This is a genomic window from Pseudomonas borbori (genome assembly GCF_900115555.1).
Taxonomy (GTDB): Bacteria; Pseudomonadota; Gammaproteobacteria; order Pseudomonadales; family Pseudomonadaceae; genus Aquipseudomonas; species Aquipseudomonas borbori.
Window position 1 is genome coordinate 35,360 of sequence record NZ_FOWX01000025.1, and the last position, 14,563, is coordinate 49,922.

Annotated in this window: 14 protein-coding genes; 4 read left to right on the plus strand and 10 right to left on the minus strand. The window is 63.4% G+C overall.

Features of this window, described 5'->3' with window-relative positions; genetic code table 11:
- Positions 1-23: 23 nt before the first annotated feature.
- The 4 genes from BM315_RS17185 (at position 24) to BM315_RS17200 (ending at position 3,662) form a co-directional block, all read left to right on the plus strand.
- The gene (locus BM315_RS17185; protein ID WP_090503260.1) at positions 24-1,055 is read left to right on the plus strand and encodes a hypothetical protein; all 1,032 of its coding nucleotides are present in this window, start codon (positions 24-26) and stop codon (positions 1,053-1,055) included.
- 84 nt (positions 1,056-1,139) lie between these two features.
- Positions 1,140-1,928, plus strand: a complete 789-nt coding sequence (locus BM315_RS17190; protein ID WP_090503263.1) for an SDR family NAD(P)-dependent oxidoreductase — start codon at positions 1,140-1,142, stop codon at positions 1,926-1,928.
- 51 nt (positions 1,929-1,979) lie between these two features.
- Positions 1,980-3,254 carry an MFS transporter gene (locus BM315_RS17195; protein ID WP_090503265.1) on the plus strand — a complete coding sequence of 425 codons (1,275 nt, stop codon included), beginning with the start codon at positions 1,980-1,982 and terminating at the stop codon, positions 3,252-3,254.
- A 57-nt stretch (positions 3,255-3,311) separates the two neighbouring features.
- The gene (locus BM315_RS17200) at positions 3,312-3,662 is read left to right on the plus strand and encodes a nuclear transport factor 2-like protein (protein WP_090503269.1); all 351 of its coding nucleotides are present in this window, start codon (positions 3,312-3,314) and stop codon (positions 3,660-3,662) included.
- A 44-nt stretch (positions 3,663-3,706) separates the two neighbouring features.
- On the opposite strand, the gene BM315_RS17205 is transcribed toward BM315_RS17200, so the two are convergent.
- The 10 genes from BM315_RS17205 to BM315_RS17250 all read right to left on the minus strand — a co-directional run bounded on the left by BM315_RS17205 (position 3,707) and on the right by BM315_RS17250 (position 14,455).
- Positions 3,707-3,946 (minus strand): hypothetical protein, encoded by a 240-nt coding sequence (locus BM315_RS17205; RefSeq protein WP_090503272.1) that lies wholly within the window; start codon positions 3,944-3,946, stop codon positions 3,707-3,709.
- Positions 3,947-3,973: 27 nt separating this feature from the next.
- Positions 3,974-5,557, minus strand: coding sequence for a phytoene desaturase family protein (locus BM315_RS17210; protein WP_090503274.1), 1,584 nt, complete (start codon positions 5,555-5,557; stop codon positions 3,974-3,976).
- Between the two features lie 63 nt (positions 5,558-5,620).
- Positions 5,621-6,541, minus strand: a complete 921-nt coding sequence (locus tag BM315_RS17215) for a VOC family protein (protein ID WP_090503277.1) — start codon at positions 6,539-6,541, stop codon at positions 5,621-5,623.
- A 69-nt stretch (positions 6,542-6,610) separates the two neighbouring features.
- Entirely contained in the window at positions 6,611-7,918 is a 1,308-nt protein-coding gene (locus tag BM315_RS17220; protein WP_090503280.1) for an amidohydrolase family protein, read from the minus strand.
- 32 nt (positions 7,919-7,950) lie between these two features.
- Positions 7,951-8,526, minus strand: coding sequence for an aromatic-ring-hydroxylating dioxygenase subunit beta (locus BM315_RS17225; protein WP_090503284.1), 576 nt, complete (start codon positions 8,524-8,526; stop codon positions 7,951-7,953).
- A gap of 76 nt (positions 8,527-8,602) precedes the next feature.
- A complete protein-coding gene (locus BM315_RS17230) occupies positions 8,603-9,997 on the minus strand; it encodes an aromatic ring-hydroxylating dioxygenase subunit alpha (RefSeq protein ID WP_090503287.1) in 1,395 nt (464 codons plus the stop codon).
- A 313-nt stretch (positions 9,998-10,310) separates the two neighbouring features.
- Positions 10,311-11,486 (minus strand): MFS transporter, encoded by a 1,176-nt coding sequence (locus BM315_RS17235; RefSeq protein WP_090503289.1) that lies wholly within the window; start codon positions 11,484-11,486, stop codon positions 10,311-10,313.
- 75 nt (positions 11,487-11,561) lie between these two features.
- Positions 11,562-12,797 carry an NAD(P)/FAD-dependent oxidoreductase gene (locus tag BM315_RS17240; protein WP_090503292.1) on the minus strand — a complete coding sequence of 412 codons (1,236 nt, stop codon included), beginning with the start codon at positions 12,795-12,797 and terminating at the stop codon, positions 11,562-11,564.
- 46 nt (positions 12,798-12,843) lie between these two features.
- On the minus strand, positions 12,844-13,164 hold the full coding sequence (locus tag BM315_RS17245; protein WP_090503296.1) for a 2Fe-2S iron-sulfur cluster-binding protein: 321 nt from the start codon (positions 13,162-13,164) through the stop codon (positions 12,844-12,846).
- A gap of 13 nt (positions 13,165-13,177) precedes the next feature.
- Positions 13,178-14,455, minus strand: coding sequence for an MFS transporter (locus BM315_RS17250; protein WP_090503297.1), 1,278 nt, complete (start codon positions 14,453-14,455; stop codon positions 13,178-13,180).
- Positions 14,456-14,563 lie beyond the last annotated feature (108 nt).

The following is a 14,563-nucleotide window of genomic DNA, read 5'->3' on the forward strand; positions in this document are numbered from 1 at the left end:
GATAACGACAAGAGATGATTCCCATGAGAACGTTCAAGACGATTCCCGAGCGCGGCGACTTCGGCTTTCAGCAACTGGTCGGCCCGCACCAGGTCAGTGGTGCCGCGATGGGCGGCAGCCGCGGCTTCTTCGGCCTGCAATTGAGCAAGTCCTCGCCGTTCGGCTCGGTGCGCGACGAGGACGGCAATATCTATTCGTTCGTGCGATCGCTGATGGCCCCGGGCGGCACGCCGAACCCGACCAAGTTCTTCTACCTGAACAACCATGTCGACGGCGTCAACCTGCGCATGGACCACGAGAAAATGGCCCGCCAGGCGCTGACCCCCATGCCGCTGCAGACTCTGGACGGCGACACCGTGCGCTGGACCAACCAGCCGGGTGAGGCCGGTAACGGCTGGGAGATCACCGCCAACAGCGAGCGTTTGACCTGGAGAGAAGATGGCCTGTTCCAGCTGGAGGGCAGGCTGCTCGGCCCAGGCTTGCAGTGGTACCTGCCTGGGGTGGAGTGGGGCACGTTCTACGTGTCGCAGTTGTGGGAACTCGCCGGCGTCTGCGAAGGCAAGCCGGTGAAGGGGGCGATGGCGCTCGACCAGTTCTACATGGCCGAGGGTGGTGCCATCCATTTCAAGAAGGATCTGGTGGTCAACAACAACAAGCACGTCATCTGGTGGTCGTTCGTCACCGTGTACAAGGACGGCAGTTGGGATACCGGCTCCTTCATGGTCGGCCATGACCACCTCGGCTATGCCATCTTCGCCAACGACAAGGGCGAGGTACGCGTCACCACCGACATCGAAGGGCAGACCAAGCACAAGGACGGCAGCTACTTCCTGGAGTCGGCCAAAGTGGTGCTGGATGGCAAGGAGGAGTGGGAGTTCCTGCCTGACGAAAAGGGCGAAATGATCGACTTCGTCGGCGGTTTCCCGATCACAGCACAGCAGGAAGGACGCTGGCGCCGGGTTGGCGATACCCGCGAGCCCTCGCATTGGCTGGGATGGGGCGAGTCCGACCGGCGCAACGGTTCCGCGCGTAACGTGCCGGGCCGGGATCTCTAAAGCCCAGCGGCGTTGCGACTATGGGCTCCTGCCGGCCTGGCCGTTGCGGGAGCCCTAACGAACAAGAATAAGAGGAAGCTGTCGATGAGATTCAAAGACAAGGTGGTGCTGATCACCGGTGCCGGGCGTGGCATGGGGCGCGCCATCGCCCTGGCCTATGCGACGGAGGGCGCGCGGGTGGTGGTGTCGGCCCGTACCCGCGAGTATGGCGAGGAAACCATTGCGCAGATCCGGGCGCTCGGCGCGCAGGCCTGGCTGGTGGGCGGCGACATCGCCGATCGCGTGGCGGTCAAGTCCATGGTCGACGGTGCCATCGAAGCGTTTGGCGCCTTGGATATCCTGGTGCACTGCGCCGCCGATACGGCTCACGGGCTGATTACCGAGATGGCGGATGAAACCTTTGATCATCTGGTGCGCAGCAACATCCAATCGTTGTTCTGGCTGGCCAAGGACGCGGCACCTCATCTGGCCAAGGCGCAGGACAAGGGGCGGATCATTTTCATCTCATCGGGCGAGGCCAATCGCAAGTACACGCCGACCTTGATTCCCTATGGTTCCAGCAAGGCGTTCATGAACGCCTTTGCGCGTGGTCTGGCGGTGGAGTTCGGTGCCTTGAATATTCTGGTCAACGTGATCGAACCGGGGCTGATCGGCACCGACCATATGCTCGCAACCCTGGGCGAGGACCTGCCGCACCGGCTGGCCGAACATTTCCCCGTGCCGCGCTTGGGGCAGTCGGCGGACATCGCCTCGGCCGCGCTCTTTCTGACGTCCAACGAGGCGTCCTACATCACCGGTACTTCGCTGCTGGTCGACGGCGGTGCCACCATGGTGACCCTGCCGAAGGTCGAAGAAATCCTCAAGGGGCATTGAGCCCAGATCGCGCCGCCCGCTCGGCACGACGGGTGGCGCCAGGAGTCCCCTATGTCCGCCCCATCCCCTTCACGACCCAAGGCCGCTATCGACACCGGCGAATTCAAGCGCGGTTGGCGTGTGCTCTTGCTCGGCCTCGCCGGCATCTGTACCAGCATCAGCGTGGGCCTGCTCTACGGCTTCGGCACCCTGGTGATTCCGCTCGAACAGGCTTTCGGCTGGAGTCGGGGCGACTTGCAGGCGTCGATCACCTTCCTGTTCGCCGGGGTGGCGATCTCCACCCAACTGGTCGGCCCCTTGTACCGGCGCTTCGGCCTGCGGCGGGTGGCTATCGTCTCGATCGTGCTGCAGGTGATCGGTTATGCGGCGATCACCCGGATCGAGCACTCCATCGGCTGGCTGTACCTGGCGTACTTCGCCATGCCGCTGGTCTGCGCGGGAACCATCGCCATTACCTGGACGCAACTGGTCAACCTGTGGTTCGAGCGCAACCGTGGCCTGGCCTTGGCGGTCATTCTCTGCGGCACCGGACTGATGGCTGTAGTTCTGCCGCCGCTGCTGGTGCGGCTGATTGCCCAGTTCGGCTGGCAGGCGGGCTTTTTCACCCTGGCGGCGATGCCGTTGCTGTTTACCTTGCCGATGGCGCTGTTCTGGCTGCGCTTGCCGAGCATAGTGGAGTCTACCTCGCCGGCGAGTGGAGAGGCGGTATCGCCGTTGAGCGGTTTCAGCTTCCGCCAGGCGCTGCGCTCGCCGGTCTACTGGAGTTTCAATATCGCGCTGATCCTGTCGGTGTGCCTGACCGTCGGCATGGTCACCAATATCGTGCCGATGCTGCAGAGCAACGGGCTTTCCGCTCAGGCGGCGAGCCAGATATTCAGCAGTTTCGGCGTTTCCATCATCGCCGGGCGCTTGCTGGTGGGCTATCTGCTGGACCGCTACCCGCCGATCCTGGTCGCGGCGGTCAGCCTGGCGCTACCGGCCATCGGTTGTGCGATCTTCCTGCTCGGCGGCGTGCAGAGCATGGCGCTACTGGTGCTCGCCACCCTGTGCATCGGTGCCAGCGCCGGCGCGGAGTTCGACCTGGCGGCGTTCCTTATGGCGCGTTATTTCGGGCTGCGCGAATACGCACGGATCTTCGGCCTGCACTTGGCGCTGGTCACCATCTTCGGCGGACTGATGCCGGTGTTCTTTGGCCGCCTCTACGAAGCCTACGACGGCTATTCGGCGGTGCTGTTGAGCTGCCTGGCCTGCTCTATCATCGGCCCATTGATCCTGCTCTGGTTGCGGCCGGCTGCGGTGGTCGCGGTCCAGCAACAGCACGCCTAAATGATTGTGCAAAAGTCAGGCGGGCTTGGCCCGCCCATGAAAACCGAGGAGCAATAAATGAGTGCGCAAGAAGCTATTGAGCAGTTCCTGCATGGCCAGATCGAGTGTTGGAACAACGGTGACAAGGAGGGATTCTTCGAGCATTACCGCCGGGTGTCGCCCGCCGGCCTGAGCATCGAATACGTCGGCCGGCCCTTGCCGACCGACCCCTGGCAGATCCTGGAAGGCATGTGGGAAAACCAGCAGCCGCGTTTCCGCGTGGAGGTCAAGGAAACCATCATCAACGGCGAGGAAGCCGCCTGCCACCATCGCAATGCGCTACGCGACGGCAGTGGCGGTATCGAAACCATCGAGCTGTACCGTTTCCAGAACGGCAGGCTGTCGGTGCGTTATTTCATCAAGGCTTGATCGGGCAAGCGGAGTGCGATGGTCGCGCTCCGTTTGCACCAGACTCAGTCGTTACCCCGGGCCTTCCTGTGCGCGGCCAACCAGCCCTTGAACAGGATCAGCGGCAGGCGCAGGATCACGCCGATGCCGAGCAGCCGGGCGGCCTGCCAGCAGTCTTCCGGGTTGACCAGGATGGTGGTGGCCATGGCGCCCATGACCTTGCCCTTGATGACCAGTTGCTCGCCATCCCGCTTGATGGACTTGACGTCCACCATCTCCACACCTTCCTTGCTGAACATTTTCATGCTGCGATCGCTCCTGCAAGGGGGTGGTCAGGCGCCGACCAGTTCGTCGAAGTCCAGGCCGGATTCCTCCAGCAGCACCCGCGCCACGTTGCGTCCGGAAGCCGCGGTGACGCCGCCGCCGGGGTGGGTGCTGGCGCCGGCCAGGTACAGGCCCTCCACCGGCGACTTGTACTGGGCGTAGCCTGGGGCGGGGCGGTTGCCGGCGATCTGCCAGGAGTAGGAGCCGAAGTGCAGGATGTCGGCACCAATCATGGCGTTGTTGTGGCGCTCGATGTCCAGCGGGGTCATCCAGGAGAAGCCGATGATGTTGTCGTCGTCCATGTTGGTGGTGAGCTTGCGCAGGTCGTCGAGGAAGGCGTGTGCCACCTCTTCGCCGATCTCGTCCCAGCGCTGGGCGCCGCCCTTGAGGTTGTAGGGGCAGAAGGCGTACATGTTGAGCACGCGCTTGCCTTCCGGCGCGCGGGTCTTGTCGTAGGTGTCCTGGGTCACGTAGGCGATGAAGTCGCGACGCGGGATGCCGTACTCCAGGTCGCGGAAGGCGCGGGCGAATTCCTCGGGGTCGGAGTGCGAGCGCTCCACCCAGAAGAAGTCGTCCACCGCCGGGCCGACCTTGTAGCGCGGCGCCTCATGCAGCGCGACGTGCATGTTGAACGGCTGGAAACTGCTGTGCTTGAGAGTGCGGATACGCTGCTCGAAGCCCTCGGGCAGTTCGCAGCCGGGGACCATGGCGGGGAATACCTGCTTGGCGTGCAGGGTGGAAATCACGCCTTTGCGGGCCAGTATCTCCTCGCCGGTTTCGAGGATCACACCGGTCGCCTTGCCGCCTTCGATCTTGAACTGGCGGATCGGCGCCTCGGTGCGCACCTCGCCGCCGTGGTGTTCCAGGCAGGCGCGCAGGGCGTCGGCGAAGGCACCGGAGCCTCCGACCGGGATGCCCACGCCGTAGCGGTGCATCAGCGGCAGGATGATGTAGAAGCCGAAGCCTGTGCCGTTGTCGAACGGGTTCATCATCGCCTCGGAGGCGTAGCGGGCCAGGGCGATCTTGACCTTGTCGTTCTCGAACCATTCGCTGATGTAGTCCCAGGCGCTCATCGCCTGGGTGCGCATCAGTTCCTGGCCGACCTGGCTCTGTTCCATTATCAGCGCCTGGTGCGAGGCGCTCGGTGGCGTGTTGAACATGCCCATGACCAGCATGTCGAGGTTCTGGAATACCTGGTGGTTGAAGCGGCGGTAGGCCTCGGCGTCACGCTCGGAGAACTTGGCGATGGCCTGGCAGGTGCGCTCCAGGTCGGTGTAGAACTCCAAGGTGCTGCCGTCATCGTAGAAGATCGCGGTCATCTTGTCGGGGTTGATGTACTTCAGGCCGAACTTCGCTTTCAGCTCCAGTTCGTCGTTGCGCAGCAGCGGGTTGGCCTGCAGCAGGGTGTGCGCCACCGAGCAGACGTCGTGCTTGAAACCGGGCACGGTCAGCTCGCGGGTCATCACACCGCCGCCGACCTTGTCGTTCTTTTCCACCACGCAGACGCTCTGCCCGGCCTTGGCTAGGTAGCAGGCAGCGACCAGGCCGTTGTGGCCGCCGCCGGCGATGACGATGTCATAAGTCTTGCTCATCTTCTTGTCCTTGTTCTATCGATATTAGTCAGGTTGCCACGCCGCCCAAGGCGGCGCGGCGGGCTAGTCGTCGGGGTATTGCACCAGGGGCATGACGCTCGGTCCGAGAATCGGCCCGACCTGCTCGTGGCCCCAGACGCTCAGTTGCTCGGGGTTCAGCTCAAAGCCGTCGTGGTGCCAGGGCTGCAGTTCGTGGATGCACTCCACGGCGAAGCCGGACGGGCTGAAGTGGTAGAAGGAAACGTGCGGATCCTGGCTGTGCTGGCCGAGGGTCATCTGCATCGGCAGCTCGCGCTTGTGCACGATGTCGTAGGTTTCGCCGAGGTCGCGCAGGCTTCTGACAAACAGCCCGATGTGTTGCACGCCTTTCATGCCGGGAGCGTGGCCGAAGGCGATGTCATGGCTGGTCTTGTCGTTGAGCTTGGCGCGGAAGAAGCCGGTGCGGCCCTTGCCGGCGCCGGCGCCGTACCAGTGGAAGCCCATCAGGTCGATGAAGAAGGCTTCCAGTTCCGGGCCGTAATCCGGAGTCATCAGGACGATGTGGCCTACGCCGCGCTCGTCGGCGACGAAGCCGCCGTGCGGACGGCCGGGGACGAACGAGCGAGGCGTCCATTTCTGCGCGTAGAACAGTTCGTGGCGGTAGCCCGCCGGACAGCGGAAGCGCACCAGCTCGCGCACGCCGCGTGTCTCGCAGAGGGCGGCGTTACCAACCTCCAGGGCCACGCCGGCGTCGCGGAAGCGCGCCACCGCCGCGTCGAAGGCTTGCCGCCCGCGCGCTTCCCAGCCGATGTAGGCGATGCGGTCGACGGGGCCGGGGTGGAAGGCAATGCGGTGGCGGCGGTCGTCGCTGCGCAGGTATAGGGAGCCGGGGTCGCCCGGCGGGGTGTTGCCCAGCCCCAGGCCGAGCACCTGCGGCGCGTACTCGCGCCAGGCTTCCAGGTTCGGGCTTTCGAAGCCCAGGTAGCCGATACCGATGATGTCCATGATGGCCTCTTGTTGTTGTCTGAACCTGACTCTCCCGGCCTTTGCTCGGGAGAGTCGCCATGGCCTTCCTTACAACGCGGTCTGGGCGTCCGCCTGGGCGAACATCGCGTTGATGTCGCCAGAGGTCACCGGCTTGCCTTTCTCGCGCTTGGGCGCGGCGCCGCCCATGCCCAGCGCCGGTTCAGTGCTGACGTGCGTGGCCTGGGCGCGCAGGGCTCCGACCGTGCAGTTCTCCCGGCCGAGCAGGGCGAACGGGTCGTAGGAGAACTCGCGCATGGCGTTAAGGTGGGTGACCTTGTCGATGCTCGCCTTGGGCAGACGCTTGAGGCTTTCCCAGGCGATTTCCGGCGAGTTTGGCCAGGTGCAGTCGGAGTGCGGGTAGTCGCACTCCCAAGTGACCATGTCTTCGCCCACGTCCGGCAGGTTGCGCAGGCCGAAATCGTCCTCGATGAAGCAGGTGATGAAATGCTTGCGGAAGATATCGCTGGGCTTCTTGCCGCCGAAGTCGGCATTGGTCCAGGCGTGGTGGTGGCGGTGGGTGAAGTCGGCACGTTCCAGCAGGTAGGGGATCCAGCCGATGCCACCTTCGGACAGGGCCATGCGCAGGTCGGGGAATTTCTTCCACATCGGTGCCCAGATCCAGTCGGCCGCCGAGTTGGCGATGGAGATCGGCATGGAGGTGATCCAGGCATCGATCGGCGACAGCTCGGAGGCGTGCTCGGCCTTGATGCCGGTACCGATGTGGCAGCAGATCACCACCTTGTTGTCGGCACAGGCCTTCCACAGCGGATCCCAGTAGTCGCTGTGGATCGACGGGAAGCCGTGCAGCGCCGGGTTGTCGGACAGCGATACGGCGTGCACGCCAAGTTTCGCCAGGCGCGTGACTTCCGCGGCAGCGGCCTGCATGTCCCACCAGGGCACCAGCATCAAGGGGATAAAACGCCCCGGTGCGACGTTACACCAGTCGTGCAGGTGCCAGTCGTTGTAGGCCTGGATCGCCGCTAGGGACACGGCTCGGTCCGGGTGATTCTGGAAGCGTTGGCCGGCGAAGCCGGGAAAGGTCGGGAAGCACAGCGAGCCGAGGATGCCGTTGGCGCTCATGTCGTCGACCCGCGCCTTGATGTCCCAGGTGCCGCGGCGCATCTGCTCGTAACCCAGCGGCTCCATGCCGTATTCCTCTTTCGGCCGGCCGACCACGGAATTGAGGCCCATATAGCCGGTGGCCTGCTCCTCGAATACCCAGACGTCGCGCCCTCCATGCTGTTCGATATGTGGCTGACGGCCCTTGAAGCGCTCCGGCATGTGCCGGTCGAAGGCTCCGGCCGGTTCGATAGCGTGGTCGTCGACGCTGACTAGGATCATTTCTTCGAGTTTCATTGTTGTTCTCCCTTGTCGTGGGTGTTTCGGGATCAGAAGAAGATGCCGAGGTTCGGCGTGCCGATAACCGCTTGGTCGACGATGATTTCACGGCGCGCCAGCTTCAGTTGCCCGTCCTCGCGGCGCAGGATGTCGTGGCGCTCGCAGGGGATCAGGTCGAAGTCGTCGAAGTCGAAGCGACTGCGGGTCACCAGCAGGTAGCTCAGCACCTTGTATTCGTTAGCCTTGTCGGTATGGAATACGCGGACATTGCTGACCAGGCGCTTGGTGCGCGAGGGCGGGTCTTCGCCCCAGGCGCTCTTGGTGTCGGTGATGCGCATGATCCGCACCATCATCGAACCGTAGTTGTCGTGCATGTGCTGCACGGTGCGCACCACAGTCTGCGCCTGCTGGCGCACCGGGCGGGTCAGGCGGATCGGCAGGTTGTATTCGAGGTCCCGGGTCAGGCTCTCGCCCCACTGGCGCAGTTGCAGAGTGTCGAGCAGCTCGGCCTCGTCGTGGAGGAAGTCGAGGATCTCGTGGTACAGCGGGTCGCCGCTGGAAACGCGCTTGGCGCGGTCGGTTGGCGGCAGCGGGGTGGGCTCGAGCAGGCGCTGCAATTCGTTCATGGCGTTTCTCCAGAATGCTGTGCATGACGTCCGCGCGGAGCGGACGACGGTTGTGCGAAGGTGCGGGGACGTGGGCTCAGGCGGTCATCAGCGCGTGCCAGTACAGCCACCATTGCCACTGGGTATCGTCCTTGGTGAAACCTTCGCCGACATAGCCTGGGCCGGGCCAATTGGCTGGCCTGCCGTTCTCGTAGAGCGCTTGATACTTGAGGGTGATGTCCTGGCTCATCGCACCTTTGGAAGCGATGGTCTGGTGCGGCCAGGTGTCGGAGTCGTCCTGTTCGACCATCCCGGAGGTGCCGAGCAACTGGATCGACTGGCGCAACATCAGTGCCTTGATCTCGGGCGGGGTGTCCTTCTCCGCCAGGATCCAGTTGACGAACTCCAGCTTGTCCGGCCCCTTGGGTACATAGGCATGCAGCGCCATGGCACCGAGTACCGTGCCGTCCGGCTGTGGCAGGTAGATGAACTCGAACAGGCCGTTGGGGAAGAAGTTGCCGACCTGCGGCGGACGCGAACTCATCAGCTGCAACTGCTCGTCGCTGAAACGACTGAGCAGTTCCGGCACCATCTCCTTGGTGATGCCCGGCGGCGGTAGCAGGGTGAGCTTTTCCTCCGGGGTCAGGGTGGCTGGGTCCTTACCGGTGAGGCGGCGGATCTTGCGATCCAGCTCGATGCAACGCATGGTATGTCCATGCTCGGTCCACACCTCGGTGCCGTACATCTCCGGGGTCAGGTCGCCACCTTTGCCCTCGGCGTCCGGCTTCTTGGCGTAGGGACCGACCTCGCCCAGCCAGCGGTGCAGGGTCAGGGTGTGGAAGCCGTCGGAGGCCGACTGCTCGGCGGCGGTCTTCCAGTTGGCGCGGACGACGAAGCGCTGCGGTGGGCCGAGTACCTCCATGCCGGCGATGGTGCGGCACCAGAGCGTGTCGAAGTACCACTTGGCATCGCCGAGGAAGTCCTCGAAGGACGGTCCGTCGATATTCCAGGTGGCAAAGATCAGTCCGCCATAGACCGCCACCCGGGCCTTCTTCAGGCCAAGCTCATCTTTCGTGCGGGTCTTGCCGTGCATGCATTCCTTCTCCACCGGCGCGCCGATGAAGTCGCCATTGGGCTTGAAGGCCCAGCCGTGGTAGATGCACAGGTGGGTGGAGGCGTTGCCGCCGTCGAGGGTGGATATCTTCATGCCGCGGTGCGGGCAGACGTTCAGAGACACATAGATCTGCTCGTCGCCGGAGCGGGCGACGATCACCGAGTCGGAGCCCATGTCGCGAACGACGTAGTCGCCCTTGTTGGGTATTTCGGTTTCGTGGCCGAGGAACACCCAGGTCCTGGCGAAGATCTTCTTCATTTCCAGGTTGTAAAGTTCGGGGTCGGACAACGTCCGCATCTTCACTTCACGGTTTTCCAGGTCGATCAGGTCCGAGATTCTCGTGCCATCGTTCAGTACCGGATTCGTGTAACTGGTCATGCTCGATCTCCGTTCTTGTTTTTCTTTAATATGAACAAAATGTGTAAATGTGTTCAGTTGCGAGCCGATTATCTGCTCAGATCCCGGCTTGTGAATTGATCTGGGTCAACGAATGATCGGTACTGGGGGACCACCGATCACGTTTTGCAGAGATGCTGGTGAGTCGGATAGCAGGTCATTAGTGGCGAGGCTTTGCAGGGGAAGGGGAGGGGCTGGTGCGGCGGCTTTCTGGCAGACCGTGGTGACCTGTCGTGAATGTATGTGGACAATATTAGTGAAAATGTCTTTTTGTCAGGGCCGCTGTGCAGCCGGTTCAGCGGCGAGAGTGCCGCTGGAGATTCAGCATCAGCAGCAGGCCGATGGCCGAGAGCAGGGCCGAGCAGAAGAAGACCTGCGCCAGGCCGAAGCCGGAAACGACCAGCCCCATCACCGGCCCCGCCAGGCCCACCGCCAGATCGAAGAACAGCGAAAGCGTGCTCAGGGCCGAGTTGCGGTTGGCCTCCGGCGTGCGTGCCAGGGTTTCCACCGCCAGCCCCGGATAGACCCAGGAAACGCCGAGACCGGTCAGTGCGGAACCGAGGATCGCCACCAGAGGCGAAGGCGCGAGCCAGACGAGCAGCAGCCCCAGGGTCTGTACGGCCATGCACACCGTGACCACCCGATAACCGCCGAAGCGTGGCACCACATTGGGCGAAACCAGCCTAGCGAAGATGAAGGCACCACCGAAAGCGCTCAGACAATAGGCCGCGTTATCCCAGCCCAGGCTGTCGAAGTACAGGGCGACGAAGGCGGTCAGACTGCCGAAGCCCGCCGAGCTGCAGGCGACGGCGAGACCACTGGGCAGCACGGCCATGAACACGCTGCGAAACGGCAGCCGTAGGCCCGGCAACAAGGGCGCGGGACGCCTGGTCAGGGCGAACAGCAGGGGCAGGCAGCCGAGCAGGGTGATAGCGATACCGATGCCGGCGAGCCCCAGGTGATCGCGGATCAGCACGCCGAGCGGTGCGCCTATGGCGGTGCCGCCATAGGCGGCGATACCGTTCCAGGACATGATCTGCGCCGTGCGCGACGGGCCATGCAGGCCGATGGCCCAGGTGCAGCTGGGCGTGGAAATCAAGGCCGAGGCAACGCCCTGGAGGATGCGGCCGGCCATCAGCAGTGTCAGGCCGGCCCAAGGCGTAGTCGGCAGCAGAAATGTCAGAGCAGTCAGCAGGCCGCTGGCCGCAAGGAAGGCCAACCCTGTCATCACCGTGCGTTTTGCCCCGAAGCGGTCGGCGAGCTGTCCGGCGAGCGGACGCGACAGCAGGGTCGTCAGGTATTGCAGGCCGATTACCAGGCCGGCCATGGCGCTGCCGAAGCCCAGGGTGTTCAGCACGTAGCCGGGCAGCACGGCCAGTGGCAGCCCATTGCTTATGAATGAGGCGAAGTTGAAGCAGACGATCGAAACGATCGACAGGCCGACTGGAAGGGATTTTCTACTGGCGTTCATCCTTCGTCGCCTTGCGGGTCGTAGGTTTGTCCTTGGCCACGCGCCGCGCCCGGTTGGGGCGCGGCACTGGGGTGGTCAGTCGCGGTTGGCGGCTTCCCAGGCCTTGAGGTCGAAACCGGCTGCGGCCGCTTCTGTTGGGCTGAGCTGGGGTGGGCGTGAGAGGATCTTGCGCGCCGCCAGATGATCGCCAGGGCGATTGCACGACTCCACCGCGATCAACTGGTCGCCGCGGAAACACAGCACCGAGAGCTGCGCGCTGTCCGGCGAGCCGATGACCACGGTGCTGTCATAGCCGTTGGAAAGGCCGGCGATCTGCAGTTTCATGTCGCCCTGATCGGTCCAGAACCAGGGCAGCGCCCCATAGGGCGCCGGTTTGCCCATCAGTCGGGCGGCCACGGTGCGCCCCTGATCCACGGCGTTTTGTACGGACTCTAGGCGCGTTGGCTGTTCGTCGTTCTGCAGGCATGGAAAACAGGCGACATCGCCGATCGCCGAGATATGCAGGTCGGAGGTGAGCAGATTGGCATCGACCTTGATGCCATTGGCGATGTCCAGGCCGGCTTCGCTGGCCAGTTGCGTGTTGGGAATCACGCCGATGCCGAAGACCACCAGGTCTGCATCCAATATGCGTCCATCGGAGGTTTCCACCCCGGTGACGCGGCCATTCTCGCCGATCACCCGAGTCAGGCCCTGACGGAAGTCCAGGTGCACGCCCCAGCGGTGGTGTGCCTGGCTGAACAACTCGGACATCTCGCGACTGACCGCGCGGGCCATTGGTCGGTCGCCCAGTTCCAGGACATGCACGGCTGAGCCCAGCGACACCGCCACTGCGGCGAACTCCAGGCCGATGAAGCCGGCGCCGACCACCACCACGTTGCGCGCCTGTTTGGCGAGCGGCGCCAGGGTGTCGGCATCGATCTTGGTCTTGATGCCGAATACGCCTTCGAGTTCGGCACCGGGTACCGGCAGGGGACGGTTGTGCGCTCCGGTGGCCAGTACCAGGTGATCGTAGGCCAGGGCTTCGCCGCCCTCGAGCAGGACCCGTCGGTTCTGGCGGTCGATGGCGGTGACGCGGTCATGCCTTAGCTCGATGCGTTGCTCGGTATAGAAGTTCTCCGGGCGGAACAGCAGGTTGGTCGCACCTATCTTGCCGAGCAGGTAGGCCTTGGACAGCGGCGGTCGCTGGTAGGGCAGACCGGGTTCGTCGCCAATCAGGCTGATGCGCCCGCCATAGCCGGCCTGGCGCAGCGAGGTGGCGACCTGAAAGCCAGCTTGGCCGGCACCGACAATGACTACCGAAGCGAGTGACATGGAGCCTCCTTCTTATTGTTAGCGTGCCGCGAACGTGGTTCGGGCTTCAGAATTGTGATGCGGGCAGGCGTAGCACCATGCCATCGAGTGCTTCGCTGATGATCAACTGGCAGGTCAGGCGACTGTTGTCGTTGCGCTCGACGGCATACTCGAGCATGTCGGCTTCGGTGCCTTCGGCGGCGGGCAGGCGCGCCAGCCACTGGTCGTCGACATAGGCGTGGCAGGTCGCGCAGCTGCAAGCGCCACCGCAATCGGCCTGGATACCGGGCACCGACGCGAACATTGCCGCTTGCATGACCGATTGGCCAATTTCTCCGGTCACCTGGTGTGCTGTGCCGTTGTGTTCGATGAGGGTGAGAGTGGGCATGGTCGGATTCCTATTAAACGGTTGTGGCAGTGGCAGGAATGGGCTGCGCGGAGAAATGCGGGACGCGGCCGAGGGTCAGCAAGAGCAGGGGGCCAATTAGGCTGCAGGCCATGGAGTAGAGCAGCATCGAGGTGTAGGAGCCGGTTCGGCTAAGCATCAAGGCGAACAGCAAAGGCGCAAGCGCCGAGGCCACGGTGTTCAGCCCCTGATGCACGCCAAACAGTCTGCCGTATTCGCGTAGCCCAAAGTAGCGAGCAACGAGGAAGGCGGCGATGTCGAATTCCGCGCCAGCGCCGAAGCCGATCATCACGGCGGCGAGCATCAGCAGGGCGAAGTCCGGCGTACCACCGAGGTAGATGAGGCAGCCGATAGCAGGTAAGGCCAGACTGAACGCAGCTATACCCGGCGGCCACAGACGGTCGAGCAGATAGCCGATCAGTACGCGACCGAAGATCAGCGAAACGCCAAAGAAGCTGAAAATCAGGTTGGCGTCGCCCGCTGACAAACCTCGGCTCTGCAGCATCGGCACAGTGCTGGTGACCATACCAACGATGGATGAGATCACCAATGCCAGCGCCAGGTTGCAGGTCCAGAACTTGCGCGAGCTCATGCCTTCTTTAAAGCTCATGCCCGGTAGCCCAAGCAGTTCGTTGCCCGTGTGCTGCCGCTTGGCGGCTTGGCCCCCCTGCACCCTGAACCAGAGCAGGGTCAGCGGCAGCAGCACCATTAGGTTAAGCAGCGCGAGAATAACAAAGGCAGCACGCCAGTCCCAATGCTCGATGCCCCAGGACATCAGGCGCGGAATGGTGGCGGCAGTGATGCCAGTGCCCGAGAGACCGATCGCCAGCGCCAGGCCGCGGTTGCGGTCGAACCACAGGCTAAGCAACTGGGTCCAGGTCACCGCCAGTGCGCCCATGCCGATGATCGGCAGTAGAGCAAAGGCCAGGTACATCGACCAGATCGAACCTTGCAGTTGTGTAGTCGCCAGATAACCCAGGGAGAGCAGCACCAGCGAGATCAGGGTGACCCGCTTCATGCCGTAGCGCAGGTTGAACCAGCCGACCAGTTGCAGGGAAATCACCGCTCCGCCGAACAGGAACGTGATGGAGGCCTGTAGTTCGCTCTTGCTCCAGCCGAAAGCCTGCTCCAGCGGCACGACCAGGGTGCCAAAACCGTAGAGCAGGGCGGCATTGATGCTGATTGCCACGCCGACGACGGCAAGGATGACGATTCGCCAGCCTTGTCGAAACTCGGTGAGATCAATAGCAGCGTTGTTCTTGTGGGTGGACATCAGGCAGGCACCTTTTGTTGATTTTGTCTTGCCAGGTAGCTCGGCGGTTTCTGCCGATTTTACGTGAATCTGGTTATCATTGTTCTGAAATAAGAATTGAATGCTGGA

Bases quoted from the DNA above. Each gene is read 5' to 3' on its own strand.
- BM315_RS17220 (WP_090503280.1), bottom strand. From the start codon at position 7,918: ATGAAACTCGAAGAAATGATCCTAGTCAGCGTCGACGACCACGCTATC.
- BM315_RS17200 (WP_090503269.1), top strand. From the start codon at position 3,312: ATGAGTGCGCAAGAAGCTATTGAGCAGTTCCTGCATGGCCAGATCGAG.
- BM315_RS17240 (WP_090503292.1), bottom strand. From the start codon at position 12,797: ATGTCACTCGCTTCGGTAGTCATTGTCGGTGCCGGCCAAGCTGGCTTT.
- BM315_RS17250 (WP_090503297.1), bottom strand. From the start codon at position 14,455: ATGTCCACCCACAAGAACAACGCTGCTATTGATCTCACCGAGTTTCGA.
- BM315_RS17230 (WP_090503287.1), bottom strand. From the start codon at position 9,997: ATGACCAGTTACACGAATCCGGTACTGAACGATGGCACGAGAATCTCG.
- BM315_RS17185 (WP_090503260.1), top strand. From the start codon at position 24: ATGAGAACGTTCAAGACGATTCCCGAGCGCGGCGACTTCGGCTTTCAG.
- BM315_RS17245 (WP_090503296.1), bottom strand. From the start codon at position 13,164: ATGCCCACTCTCACCCTCATCGAACACAACGGCACAGCACACCAGGTG.
- BM315_RS17210 (WP_090503274.1), bottom strand. From the start codon at position 5,557: ATGAGCAAGACTTATGACATCGTCATCGCCGGCGGCGGCCACAACGGC.
- BM315_RS17215 (WP_090503277.1), bottom strand. From the start codon at position 6,541: ATGGACATCATCGGTATCGGCTACCTGGGCTTCGAAAGCCCGAACCTG.
- BM315_RS17205 (WP_090503272.1), bottom strand. From the start codon at position 3,946: ATGAAAATGTTCAGCAAGGAAGGTGTGGAGATGGTGGACGTCAAGTCC.
- BM315_RS17235 (WP_090503289.1), bottom strand. From the start codon at position 11,486: ATGAACGCCAGTAGAAAATCCCTTCCAGTCGGCCTGTCGATCGTTTCG.
- BM315_RS17190 (WP_090503263.1), top strand. From the start codon at position 1,140: ATGAGATTCAAAGACAAGGTGGTGCTGATCACCGGTGCCGGGCGTGGC.
- BM315_RS17225 (WP_090503284.1), bottom strand. From the start codon at position 8,526: ATGAACGAATTGCAGCGCCTGCTCGAGCCCACCCCGCTGCCGCCAACC.
- BM315_RS17195 (WP_090503265.1), top strand. From the start codon at position 1,980: ATGTCCGCCCCATCCCCTTCACGACCCAAGGCCGCTATCGACACCGGC.